This is a genomic window from Burkholderia sp. ABCPW 111 (assembly GCF_000773065.1).
GTDB classification, from domain to species: Bacteria; Pseudomonadota; Gammaproteobacteria; order Burkholderiales; family Burkholderiaceae; genus Burkholderia; species Burkholderia savannae.
In genome coordinates this window covers 102,326-113,572 of sequence record NZ_JPWT01000066.1, presented here as the reverse complement: position 1 = coordinate 113,572, position 11,247 = coordinate 102,326, and the positions used below count along the sequence as shown (strand labels likewise).

Annotated in this window: 12 protein-coding genes; 2 read left to right on the top strand and 10 right to left on the bottom strand. The window is 64.8% G+C overall.

Going from position 1 to position 11,247, the window contains the following annotated elements:
* Positions 1-230: 230 nt before the first annotated feature.
* Positions 231-2,435 carry an ATP-binding protein gene (locus X946_RS13850; RefSeq protein WP_038748447.1) on the top strand — a complete coding sequence of 735 codons (2,205 nt, stop codon included), beginning with the start codon at positions 231-233 and terminating at the stop codon, positions 2,433-2,435.
* On the opposite strand, the gene X946_RS13845 is transcribed toward X946_RS13850, so the two are convergent.
* Positions 2,399-3,121, bottom strand: a complete 723-nt coding sequence (locus tag X946_RS13845) for a response regulator transcription factor (RefSeq protein WP_038748445.1) — start codon at positions 3,119-3,121, stop codon at positions 2,399-2,401. The genes X946_RS13850 and X946_RS13845 overlap by 37 nt on opposite strands.
* Before the next feature lie 475 nt (positions 3,122-3,596).
* Between X946_RS13845 and X946_RS13840 the strand changes: the two genes are divergently transcribed.
* Positions 3,597-5,168 (top strand): helix-turn-helix domain-containing protein, encoded by a 1,572-nt coding sequence (locus X946_RS13840; RefSeq protein ID WP_038748443.1) that lies wholly within the window; start codon positions 3,597-3,599, stop codon positions 5,166-5,168.
* A 281-nt stretch (positions 5,169-5,449) separates the two neighbouring features.
* Here the strand turns inward: X946_RS13840 and X946_RS13835 are convergent, their stop codons facing one another.
* From X946_RS13835 to X946_RS13795, 9 genes are all read right to left on the bottom strand, one after another.
* Positions 5,450-7,405: a hypothetical protein gene (locus tag X946_RS13835; RefSeq protein ID WP_235364027.1), complete on the bottom strand. Its 1,956-nt coding sequence runs from the start codon at positions 7,403-7,405 to the stop codon at positions 5,450-5,452.
* 182 nt (positions 7,406-7,587) lie between these two features.
* A complete protein-coding gene (locus tag X946_RS13830; protein ID WP_038748441.1) occupies positions 7,588-7,944 on the bottom strand; it encodes a hypothetical protein in 357 nt (118 codons plus the stop codon).
* Positions 7,941-8,222, bottom strand: coding sequence for a hypothetical protein (locus tag X946_RS13825; RefSeq protein ID WP_226383081.1), 282 nt, complete (start codon positions 8,220-8,222; stop codon positions 7,941-7,943). The genes X946_RS13830 and X946_RS13825 overlap by 4 nt, the downstream gene beginning before the upstream one ends.
* A gap of 56 nt (positions 8,223-8,278) precedes the next feature.
* On the bottom strand, positions 8,279-9,379 hold the full coding sequence (locus X946_RS13820; protein ID WP_038748438.1) for a hypothetical protein: 1,101 nt from the start codon (positions 9,377-9,379) through the stop codon (positions 8,279-8,281).
* A 42-nt stretch (positions 9,380-9,421) separates the two neighbouring features.
* The gene (locus X946_RS13815) at positions 9,422-9,769 is read right to left on the bottom strand and encodes a hypothetical protein (protein ID WP_038748436.1); all 348 of its coding nucleotides are present in this window, start codon (positions 9,767-9,769) and stop codon (positions 9,422-9,424) included.
* 49 nt (positions 9,770-9,818) lie between these two features.
* Positions 9,819-10,352: a RebB family R body protein gene (locus X946_RS13810; protein ID WP_038748434.1), complete on the bottom strand. Its 534-nt coding sequence runs from the start codon at positions 10,350-10,352 to the stop codon at positions 9,819-9,821.
* 5 nt (positions 10,353-10,357) lie between these two features.
* A complete protein-coding gene (locus X946_RS13805) occupies positions 10,358-10,549 on the bottom strand; it encodes a RebB family R body protein (protein ID WP_038748432.1) in 192 nt (63 codons plus the stop codon).
* Between the two features lie 88 nt (positions 10,550-10,637).
* Entirely contained in the window at positions 10,638-10,910 is a 273-nt protein-coding gene (locus X946_RS13800) for a RebB family R body protein (RefSeq protein ID WP_006024227.1), read from the bottom strand.
* Positions 10,911-10,964: 54 nt separating this feature from the next.
* Positions 10,965-11,231: a RebB family R body protein gene (locus X946_RS13795; protein WP_038748430.1), complete on the bottom strand. Its 267-nt coding sequence runs from the start codon at positions 11,229-11,231 to the stop codon at positions 10,965-10,967.
* Positions 11,232-11,247 lie beyond the last annotated feature (16 nt).

Below are 11,247 nucleotides of genomic sequence, written 5' to 3'. Positions count from 1 at the left end.
ACGGAACCGGCCTTCAATCTTCCGTTTCGGTCTCGACATCGTTTTTTCCGGATCGGGGTCATGGGTTCGTGAGCACGGCAGGGCGGGCGCGCCGCGATTCTCGCCGTGTTTTCGGCTCGTGATTCCTCGATCTCGAAAACGAATGCTGCCATCGATTCTTTCAGCTCTTAAAATTCCAGCTGGCCAGCCCGACCCGCATGCCCGACGGGTATTGCTTAATCAGAACAACTATGACTGCCGACATGCTGAGGGGCGTAATTCCTGAATTTGTCGACGCGGAAACCGAACAGACCTTCCGCCGATGCCGCGTGTCGGAAACCGTATATCAGGCGCGGGCCGCGATATGGGTTGCGGTCATTGCCGCGCTCTCTTTTGCGCTCAACGACATCAGGCAGGCCGGATTCGAGCTCGAGTCGGCCATCCAGTTCGGGCTGCGCCTCGCCGCGGTCGTGTGGTCGGCATGGCTGCTGTTGCGGTTGCGCCGGCCGATAGAGGCCCCCGCGCTCCATTGCCTGCTGCTGGCTTGGGCGATCGTCATCGATCTGCAGGCGATCGCCGAGGGTGTCGCGAGCCCGTCGAACTTGCTGGTCATGCAAACCGTGCTGTTCGGGCTCGTGACTTTCCTGCCGCTGCGCTTCGTGACGAGCGCGATCAACGGCGCGTGCTTTGCGGTCGGGCTCATCGCGATACTGCGATGGCGGTGCGCGGCGATGTCGCCGCTGCTCTATCCGATGTCGATCGCGATGGGTTTCGCGCTCGCGACGGGTTTGCAACAGCTCTGGCGTGTCGAGCGAATGCGCCGACGGGAATTCGCCCGCGTGCGCAGCGACGCCCATCAACGCGAGGCGCTGCAGCGCGCCAAGGACGCGGCCGAAGCCGCCGACCGAGCCAAGACGAGATTGTTGGCCGTAGTCAGTCATGAGGTCCGCGTGCCCATGAACGGCGTGCTCGGCTCGCTGCAACTGCTCGAGGGCTCGCGGCTGGACGCGATACAGCACCGTCAGGTCACTATCGCGCGAGATTGCGCCGAACATCTGATCGGCCTGCTCGACAGCATGATCGATTACGTGCGGCTGGGCGTCGTGGTCGAGGCGCCGGTTTCGACCGATTTCGATCCTCGGCAACTGGTTCAAGGCGCCGCCGAGTTGATGCACGCGCGTGCGCTGGCCCGGCAGACAACCATCGACGTCGTCGTCAGTCGTGACGTGCCGCAAGCGCTGCACGCCGACGCCGGCCGCCTGCGCCAGGTGCTGATGAATCTGTTGAGCAACGCGGTCAAGTTCACCGAGCGGGGGCGCGTCGGCGTTTCGTTGGCCATGCGTGGCCACGCGGCGGACGAGCTGCAACTGGAGATCGCCGTCGAGGACACCGGAATCGGCATTCCGGAAAACATGCTGGCGCGGATTTTCGATGACTTCGCTCAGGCTGACGAATCGATTGCACGCCGCTTCGGCGGCGCGGGCCTCGGGTTGGCCGTGTGCCGGCGCGTCGTCGGCATGTTGGGCGGCGCGATCACGGTGGCGAGCGAGCATGGCGCCGGCAGCCGGTTCCAGGTCGTGGTGCCCGTGGCCGCGGCGGCCGCGGCGACGCCGCCGGATACGCCCGCGTCACCTCCGTCGCGGCGGCTGAAGCTTCTCGTCGTCGACGACGATCCGATCAACCAGATCGTGATTGGCGGCCTCCTGACTCAGGCGGGCCACGACGCCATGCCCGTGGGCAGCGCGGAGGCCGCGCTCGCGCAAACCGCTCGCGAGCATTTCGACGGCGTGTTCGTCGACCTTCACATGCCGTTCGTCGACGGCATCGAAACGGCGCGTCGCATACGCGCGCAAGACGCGCGCGAACAGGCGCGGCGGGAGATGCCGATCGTCGTGCTGACTGCGGATCTCGTTGGCGCGCACAGCGCCGGCGCGGCCGATGTCTTTACGTCGGTGCTGGTGAAGCCGATCCGGCGAGATGCGCTGCACCGGGTGCTCGAGACAGTCGGCGGCACGGCTGTCGCGCGGCCTCGACCTTCGGACAAGATCTGGCCGACGGACGCGGCGGTGGATCTCGCTTGTCTGAGCGAGCATGCCGACGCGCTCGGCGCCGCCGCGCTCGGCTGGCTCGTGCATCAGTTCAGGCATGCGGGGCGACGTTTGCTGAACGAGCTCGGCGAAGCCGTCGCGCAGCGCGACGCATATCGAATCAACGCGCTTTCACACCGGCTGACGAGCTCGGCGGCGGCATTGGGGCTCGCGAGACTGGGGCGGCTCGCCGAGCGGGTGAAACGGGCGGCCGCTCGGGACGACGCCTCCGAGCTTGCCGCACTCGTGGTCGCGCTCGGCATCGAATTCGAACACAGCTTCGACGCATTGCGCAAAATCGCGCGCGAGGCGCGCGGTGCGCGGCGCGGTCGTCAACTGCCGCGATTCACCGCGGCATCGAGCCGGTAGCCGATCCCGACTACCGTGCCGATCGGGCAGCGCATCGTGCCGGCGTCGTCGGACATCTTGCGGCGCAATCGGGCGATCAAGGTGTCGACGCTGCGCGAGTCCGCCGTGTGCTCGCGCTTGCTGACCACTTCGAGCAGATACTCGCGCGTGAGCGTCGCGCCGCGAACCATCACGAGCGCGGCCAGCAGATCGAATTCGCGCGGGGTGAGGGGCAGCACGGCGCCGCCCGACAGCGCGAGTTCCCGGCGCCGAAGGTCGATCAGCCAGCCGCCGAACGTCAGCACCGAGTCGACAGGCGCGATCTCGCGATACAGCCGTTGCCGGCGCAGCAGGGCGCGCACGCGGGCGAGCAGCTCGCGCAGCCGGATCGGCTTGGTGATGTAGTCGTCGCCGGCGGTTTCCAGGCCGAGGACGCGATCGATGTCGCCGTCGCGTTGCGTCACGAAGATGACGCCCGCGGCGCTGTGCTCGCGCAGCTCGCGGGCGAGGGAGATGCCGTCGCCGTCGGGAAGGTTGATGTCGAGCAGCAGCACGTCGGCTGGCGCGGCGCGCAGCGCCTCGCGGGCTTGCGCGACATTGTCGCTGGTGAGGAGGTCGAAGCCCGCGTCACTCAGATAGCGGGCCAGCATCGTGCGGGTGATGGGGTCGTCTTCGACGACGAGGATACGGCCCGGCGAAGCTTCCATGGTTTCTCCTTCGGGATAACCAATTCAGGCAATCGATTCGCGGATTGAAAAAATTCGGTTCCGATTCCGCCGTTGACGTCAGCCGACACATTGTCCGCCGTCATGTTACGCGGAGCGCGCAATCGAATGTTCGACGTTCGCCTGCCGCCGCACGGCAGCTTGCCGCTGTCACGGCTCTGTCGCTGCGTGACGCCGCGCCCCATGTGAACAACGATTGACAACGGCTCGCTCGTCTCATTCGGTGGCGCGCGCGGCTTGCATACTTCATGTACTCGCGATGGCGCGCGGCTACGCCGCGCCGTCATCGCGACACGCCAATGAATCACGCGAGGGAGACGCCAGATGCGGACTGTTTCCGGATTCGACATCACGCAGGCAGGAGCGCCCGCCCGCGTCGGGCAAGCGATGAAGTTCGGCATGCGCATCTCGATGCCGGGATGATCGAAGTCGTCAACGCGCGAACGAGGCCATCGACGTGGAATCGCTTTTGCGAGGCGTCTATCGTCCCTATCGGACGTTCCCCGATCTGCTCGAATCGTTGGTGCGCGCATTCGTTCGGCAACTGGGCGTGGGGAGCGCGTCATTGTGGCTGCGCGGCGTGGGCGTCCTGCAGTCGAATCGCAACGGCGAACTGTTCGATCTCGCATGGCTCGACGAGACGAACGTCGACGAACATGCTGCGCCGGACGAGCATTCGGCGCGATTCCCGGTCACATATGCGGGCGAGCAACTCGGCACGCTGCGGCTGAATGCGCGGGGCGACGCCGGCCGTTCGGACGCGTTCGCCGAGTGGGGGGCCGCCTTTGCGCATCGCTGCGCGCTACTGTGCAAGCGTTACGACGTGCAAAGGTGGGCCCAGCAGCGTTTGAGCCGCAGCTTGCTGCTGGTGGGCATGTCCGAGCCGTTGCACCGCGTCGAGGTTTTCGTCGAAAAGGCGTCGTTCAGCACGTTGCCCGTGTTGCTCACCGGCGAGTTCGGCACCGAGAAAGCTCCGTTGGCGGCGGCGCTGCATTGTTGCGGCCCTCGGCGGGACGGGCCGTTCATCGAAGTCAATTGCGCCGATCCTGCCGGCGAGCCGGCGCAATGGTTCAAACAGGCGGCGGGCGGCACCCTGTTCTTCAACGGCATCGACGAGCTCGCGCCCCGGCTTCAGAACCAGTTGCGCCAGCATCTGCATTCGCGCCTCGGGCAATGGCTGGTGGTGCCGGACGAGTGCGAGGTGCGCGTGGTCGCGTCGACGACCTCCGATCTGCGACGATGCGTGGAAGAGGGGCGATTCTCGCAAGCCGTGCTGGCCGAGCTCGATTTCCTGTCGGTGACGGTGCCGCCGCTTCGCCTGCGCCAGGACGACATCGCGCCGCTGATCGTCGCGGCGCTCGAACATCATGGCTACGTCGCGCAGCGCAAGTGCGGCGACGCGCTGCTCGAGATTTGCCGGCTCTATGCGTGGCCGGAAAATCTGTATGAACTGGAGCGCGTGATCGCGCGTCTTGCGGTCATGACGGGCGATGCGGCCATCGGCCGCGCGGATGTCGCGCTTCACGTGCCGTGGCTGATTTCTCAGCCGCGCAGCGAGCGCGCCGGCGCGACGCGCGTTTCGGATCGCGACGACGACATGTCGCCGCGCGCGACGGAGCCGGACGCCGCCGCATTGCGCGCTTCGGCGACGCCTGCCCACTGGGCCCGGTGCGCGATGATGCGCAATGGCGCGGAGCTGGCGCGATTGCATAAGGCGCTGCGCAAGGCGCTGCTGTATCTCGGCGAACATTACGCCAATCCGGTTTCGATGGAGCAGCTGGCGCAGCATGCGCACGTGAGCCCGTCGCATTTGAGCTACCTGTTCCGTCACACGCTGAATGTCGCGTTCAAGCCGCTGCTTCAGCACATTCGCATCGAGAAGGCGAAGGAATTGCTGATGCGCGACGACTGTCCGCGCGTGACCGAAGTCGCGCTGAGCGTCGGCTTCGGCGACCTGAGCCACTTCGAAAAGAGCTTCAGGCGCATCGTGGGGTTGAGTCCGCGCGAGTTCAGGGGCTCGATTGCGTGACGTGCCGCTGCCATCGCGATATGGACGGGGCGGACGGGTCTTTCAGCTTCGACGCGCTCAGCTCCACCTGCATCGTTGCGGGCATCAACACGCGGTTTTGCAGGTGCTGCCACGCCATCGCGCCTGGGTAGCCGCAACCGGCAGGCGAGCTGCAGTGGGCCGGGGAAGATGTCGGTGTCGAAGCCTGCGTAAAAGGGCATGGTCTTGGTCCTTTTCCGACGAGCATGTCGATCGATGTGTCGCGCGAGGCGACACCGCGCGGCCTCTGCGGCCACCACCGATCAAATCACGGGGAGTAGCGTTTTCAGCGCCTCGTATTGTCGCGAGATTGCCTGGCGAACCAGGTAGTCCTCGATCAGAGCCGCAGCGACTTTGCGTTGCGCGGCGATTTCCGGCAGCGATGCGTAGTCCAGATCGGGATCGACCGGGTCGCGCCGGAACGGCGCCTCGCCTCGCGTTGCAGTGGTAACGGACAGATAAGCGATTGCCTTGCCCCCATTGAACACCACCATCGTCGACTCATGGGTGACACCGGTGGCGCGCGGCACGCTATAGACTCGAAAACGCACCGAGTTTTTCCGCCGAGCGTTTTGGGCGCCGGCGGAGCCTGAATCGAGCAATGTCTGGAACAACGCGAGTAGCACATCCACTTGCACCTTGGTGGCCACGCGAATCATCATGGCCTGAAACACCCCCGAAAAGCCAATCTTGCTCGGTGACAGGTATTCGTTCTGTTCCAGGAAGCCGATTAACACCAGGTCGTCGCTGAACGCGGCTTCGAGTATGCCCGCGGCGACGGCGGGGGGAAGCCTCTTTATCGCGTCGTCGAACCATCGCCTTAATTGGGCCCGCTCCTTGTCGAAGCGAATCGGCAACGTCAAGCTGACATGGCCTTTTCGATCGAAACAGCCTTCCTGGCTCGCTGCGCTGTCGGCAATCCGGTCCATCAAGTTGCGGGCCAGGCGGTAGGCCGGATCTTTATTCCCCAAGATGTCTTCCTTCTGCTTTTCATCCTTGACGTGATCTTTGATCTTTTCGGTGACTGTGCTGTTGGGTTTAGGAAACGGCGTGTGGCGATCGATTACTTTGGCCATCTCGCCGTCGCTTGCGCCAGCCATTGCGCTAAGTGCGTGGATGATGTCTTGCCACTGACTCGCGTCACCGTTGTCCCAGATTAGTTTGAAGCGCGTAAAACGTTTCGCGAGCTTGTCCTGATGATGCGAGCTACCGTCTGCGATCTCGCACAGCATCGTGGCGATTTCTCGCAGGTGATACATGATGTTCGGCAACGGCAGCTTCACGGGCCCGTGGGAAGGATTGGTGCCGTCAGGCATTTTCACTCCGACATCGTATTTTTCGATTTCGATTAGCCCCTGCGCCAGTTCCTCCCAGACCGTCACCGCCTCGATCGTGTCGCGCCGCGGCAGCGTGACGTCGATCAGCTCCATCAGCACCGGCTTGCGAATATCCCTCACGTTCTCTTGACGGACCGGCGGTTCGTGTTGATCCAGCTTCGCGTGCCAGGTGTAGCCAAGCCGGTGCAGGATGAATGGTCGGATTGCGTCATTGAGCAGGATGCCGGGAATGCGCTTTTGCTCTTGGTTCGACATGTTCGGATCAGATATCCGGCGCTGGTCGTTGGTCCAGAGCCCGAGACGCTGCTGGTCGAACACCCGCCGCAGCGATTGTGGGTCGTCGTATTGAAGCGTATAGGCTGAGCATTTCCCTCCATCGAGCGTGGCTCGCTCGTCTGTCCAGCGGTCGCCCGTTTCTTTGACGAATTCTCCGGCTACCGACGCGATTTCTGCGCCGGCTTCGATCATGGTGTTCATCACCAGTTCTTCCAGAAGGCCATAGATGATGGCCTGCAGCGGCACCGGCGCCCAAGGGTCGACAATGATCTGCGTATCCCAGTCTGATGTACCGCCGCCGTATTGCTTAGCTTCCGCCCCAGTCGGATTCCGTACGCATTCGAAAGCATTGCCGCCCTTCATATAGAACTTCACCAGGTCACGGTTCGGGGCTAGGCAGTACTTGTCTTGTAGCGATCGGTTCAGTTGGGCAATGTCGGTGTCGATTTTCTGCAGCGCCGACAAGACGCATTCACGGATAGCCGGCGTTGCGATGGGGTGAGGCGTTGCCGTATTGCCGTCAGGCTTTGCCACATTGTTGATTTGCGTGGTCAGCCAGGCGCTCATCGCGCGCCGTGCCGATCGCTGGTCGTGCTCTTCTTTCATACGTGCTCCTAAGCTAAACCGCCGATGGCGGCACTCGACGAATGCCGCCGCAGCGTGGCGAGTTCTTCGTCGACGGCCGGCAAGCCCCCGGCCTCGTTCCGTAGCGATTTGATTGCGGCCTGGCTCGTTACAAGGTTGCAAGCTGAACGCGCACCTCTCTCGAAGTCGGGGGTATCCATGCGCTACTCCACCCGCCCCGCCGCAGCCGCCATCGCCTGCTCGGCCAGTCGCTGCGCTTCTTCGACCGCGCGAGTCTCGGCCTCGCCGGCTTGCCGCGACGCGTTCGCCACGGCGGCTTCGCTCGCGGCCGCACCGCTTAGCGCGGCCGCGAGCGCCTGTTCCGCGAGCTTTGCCGCCTCGTCGAGCGCGGCGTGACCGCCGTCGGCCGCGCCGGCGTGCGCCGTGCTGCTCAACGCGGCCCGCATCGCCTCGTCGCTGGCCGCGACCGCGTTGTCGACCGCCTCTTGCGCCTGCGTTTCGGCGATCTGCGAAATGGACTCGGGCGGGTTCGTCGCCGATACGTTGCGTTGAGGTTTCATCGCTTGCCTCGCTTTTTCGACGCCGCAGCCGCAACGCCGGAAACAGCATCGGCCTTTCCGGTCGCGTGCAACGCATGCAGCGATTCCAGCAGCGCCTGTCTGGCTTCCATCACCATCTGCTCAGCCTTCGCGCGCGCTTCCCTGCGCATGTCGGCGACGACGGCGCTCGCGCTCGAGAAGTCCGGCGGCGCGTCGGCCGGCGTGATGCGCGGCGTGATGGGTGGCGTGATGGACGGCGCGACGCCGGACGGTGCCGACACGCGCAGCCGGTCGGCCACCGTTTGCGGATCTTCCATTCGTTCGGATACCTCTTGAATCGATATCTTTGGAATGCTCACGATGCGTTCTCCTGTTCTGTGGACGCTCGGTCCGACTCGATGGTCGCAAGCGCCGCCGGCGCGGCAGGTCTCGCGCCGAAGTCGCTCAGTGAAATCACGCCGTTGCCGCTCAACTGCAATTCGGCGCGCAGCTGCGCCGACTCGACGAGGAACAGACATGTCGCGCCATCCTGGCCCATCGTGCCGCGCTCGGGCTGGTGGGCCGCCAGAAACGACTGCGCCGCATGCATGAAGAGATCGACGATGCGCTTGGCCGCCTCGCCGGTCTCGCCCTTGTAGGCGGTGTGCTGGACGATCTGCTGCGCGCCCTGCGACAACCTCGCAAAACCCACCAGCCGGCCTTGAGCGAGCCAGTTGCGCACCGTCTGCGCCACTTCGGACGGCCCGGCCAGGCCCTGTACTTGCGGGCAGTCGAGCGCGCCGAACAGAACCCGCAGCAACGCTTGCGAAGCGTCGGTGGCCGCGGCATCGCGTCGCTCGGGCGTGGCGGCGCTGCTGTTCAGTTGTTCCGCATAGTCGAGATAAAACCGATAGAAGTCGCAGAACTCGTGCACGGTGCGCGCCTGCTTCAACGCGAACGACGCCGCTTCCTGCTGCAACGGCTGTTGCCTCGCGCTCTGCGGCAGGTGCATGAGGTTCGTGACCGCGAGGCTTTCGTCGAAGCCGAGCGCCTGAAACAGCGGCGCCGATTTGACGCCGAGTTGTGCGAGAAAACTGACGCCCGCGGCCAGTTCGTCGCGTGTGACGAGACCGTGTTCCGAGAGAATCTTCGCGACTTGCGCGGCCACGACGGAGGAGCCGTCGCCGCTTTCGGCGCGCGCGAGGACATTCAGGTCGGCCAGGCTCAGCGTCATGAGCTTCACCGGACTGACCATCAGCCCGAGTTGCGGCAGCAGCGTATGCCGCGACACGTGCAGCCCCTGCTGCACCGTGGCGATCAGCTCGGTTTCGTCCGCGAAGGCGTAACGCGCCGTCGGCGCGGTGGCGGCCCAGTCGAGCCACTCGGTGCCGCCGTCGACGAACTCGAGCGCCCGCTTTCCGATATCGGACAGCGCGTCGGGCTGCGGTATCAACTTGCCGGCAACGGATACGGTCATGGCAATGCTCCTTGGTCGGACTGCGGGTGCATACCGTCCGCTTCAGCCCGCCGGGAAGCCCTTGAGCACGGTCGCGGCGACCGTGCCGATCTTCGCGTAGTCGTCGGTCGCGGACTTCATCATGTCCTGCGCCTGGGTGAGCGCCGCCGCGTATTGCGGCTTGCCGGTGGCGAGGAACTGCGCCATCGCCACGCCGGCGGCCGTCGTCGCGATCGTGGTGATGTTGCGCAGCGCGTCGGTCGCGTCCTGTACCGCGAGCGCGGTCGATTGGGCGACCGACTGGTAGGCCTTGCCCGCGCCGCTCGTCAGCACCACCTGCGGGCTCATCGTCGCGAGCTGGCTCTGGTTGATCACGTCGATGACTTGAGAGTTCACCTTCGAGGGGTCCATGACATTTCCTTCGGTGTATTGAATTGTTCAGCGATCCGCATGAACCCCGTCAGCTCTTGCCGCCCGATCCGCCGTGGATCGGCGTGTCGCCGCCGGGCTTCGATAGGGCCGCCGTGACCGATTGTGCGAACTGATCCAGCGCATACTCGGCGTCGCCCGCGTCCTGCGCGGCCGTGTCGGCCGAAACCTTCAGCTCGTCGAGGGCGGCCTTGGCTTCACCGAACGCGGTCTCGCCTTCCTTGACGGCCGCCTCCACGACGTAAACGGGCGACAATGATTCGTCGGGGCCCGGCAGCGGATGCACGTCGGGCGGCGGCGTCGGCGCGGGCGGCGGAGGCGGCGGCGGGACCGGGAACGGCACGGCGAGGATCTTCGCGCACGCGGCCGTCAGCGCGGCCGAATTGATCATGCCTGCGCTTTGCTGGCGGCTCACCGCGTTGTGCATTGCCATGCCGAGCGTCTCCAGCAAGACGGCGTCGAGCATGCCGAACGCTTGTGACGGCGCTTGGCCGGTCGTCAGCGTGACGACGTTGCTGACGGCGTCGACGATTTGACTGTTGACGGAGCTGTCATCGGTGCTCATGACGGTTAGCTTCCCTGTTGGCTTCCCTTTGCGATGATCAAGGCGAGAACCTGAGTCGTGGCCGCGCCGGCGATGACCTGGCCTCGCTGCTGATTGGCGACGGCATTGCTCATCGCGATGCCGAGGCTGTCGGCCATCGCGAGATAGGTCATTGCCATCGCGACTGCGGCCGTTTGACCTACGGCGAGCTCGGGCATCGCGCAGACCGGTTCAGCGGAATACTCGATGGCTGGCGCGCGCGGCGCCCGCGTACCCCGGTGCGTCGGCCGCGGGCGTCACGCGTGGTTATTTCAGGCCGAGGATTTCCGCGGTGGCGGCGCCCGTGGTGCCCGTTTCCACCGTCAGCAGCGTGGACACGGCCTGCGTGGTGGACGCCTGCATCGTCACGTACGATTGCTGCTGATTGTTCGTGGCGTTGTGGGCGGCGTTCGACAGCGCCTGGCTCGTCGCCACGTACAGGTTGCCCATCGCGACGGATGGCGCGTCGCCCAGTACCTTCGTGTTGACTTGCGAGACCGAATCGGTGATCTGGCTGTTGACTGAAGTGGGAAATGCCATGATTCATACTCCTTAATATATGGATGACGAGGCGTGGTGATCGACGCAGGACCCTCAGCCGAGGATCTTCTTGGTCGCCATTGCCGTACTGCCGGTATCCAACGAGTACAGCAGCGCGACGCCCATCGTGGTCGCAGCCTGCGCCGTGACGTACATCTGCTGTTGCGCCAGGGTCGCGTTGTGTGCCGCGTTGGCCAAGGCCTGCGCCGTGGCCTGGTACAGGTTGCCCATCGCAATGGACGCAGACACCCCCAGCACCTGGGTGTTCGCTTGGGTCACCGAATCGGTAACCTGGTTGTTGACGGCGGTGGGAAAGGCCATGTGCTCAACTCCTTGG

Excerpts from the sequence above, each read along its gene's own strand:
- X946_RS13835 (WP_235364027.1), bottom strand. The coding sequence starts at position 7,405 with ATGAAAGAAGAGCACGACCAGCGATCGGCACGGCGCGCGATGAGCGCC.
- X946_RS13830 (WP_038748441.1), bottom strand. The coding sequence starts at position 7,944 with ATGAAACCTCAACGCAACGTATCGGCGACGAACCCGCCCGAGTCCATT.
- X946_RS13805 (WP_038748432.1), bottom strand. The coding sequence starts at position 10,549 with ATGCCCGAGCTCGCCGTAGGTCAAACGGCCGCAGTCGCGATGGCAATG.
- X946_RS13820 (WP_038748438.1), bottom strand. The coding sequence starts at position 9,379 with ATGACCGTATCCGTTGCCGGCAAGTTGATACCGCAGCCCGACGCGCTG.
- X946_RS13850 (WP_038748447.1), top strand. The coding sequence starts at position 231 with ATGACTGCCGACATGCTGAGGGGCGTAATTCCTGAATTTGTCGACGCG.
- X946_RS13815 (WP_038748436.1), bottom strand. The coding sequence starts at position 9,769 with ATGGACCCCTCGAAGGTGAACTCTCAAGTCATCGACGTGATCAACCAG.
- X946_RS13800 (WP_006024227.1), bottom strand. The coding sequence starts at position 10,910 with ATGGCATTTCCCACTTCAGTCAACAGCCAGATCACCGATTCGGTCTCG.
- X946_RS13795 (WP_038748430.1), bottom strand. The coding sequence starts at position 11,231 with ATGGCCTTTCCCACCGCCGTCAACAACCAGGTTACCGATTCGGTGACC.
- X946_RS13810 (WP_038748434.1), bottom strand. The coding sequence starts at position 10,352 with ATGAGCACCGATGACAGCTCCGTCAACAGTCAAATCGTCGACGCCGTC.
- X946_RS13845 (WP_038748445.1), bottom strand. The coding sequence starts at position 3,121 with ATGGAAGCTTCGCCGGGCCGTATCCTCGTCGTCGAAGACGACCCCATC.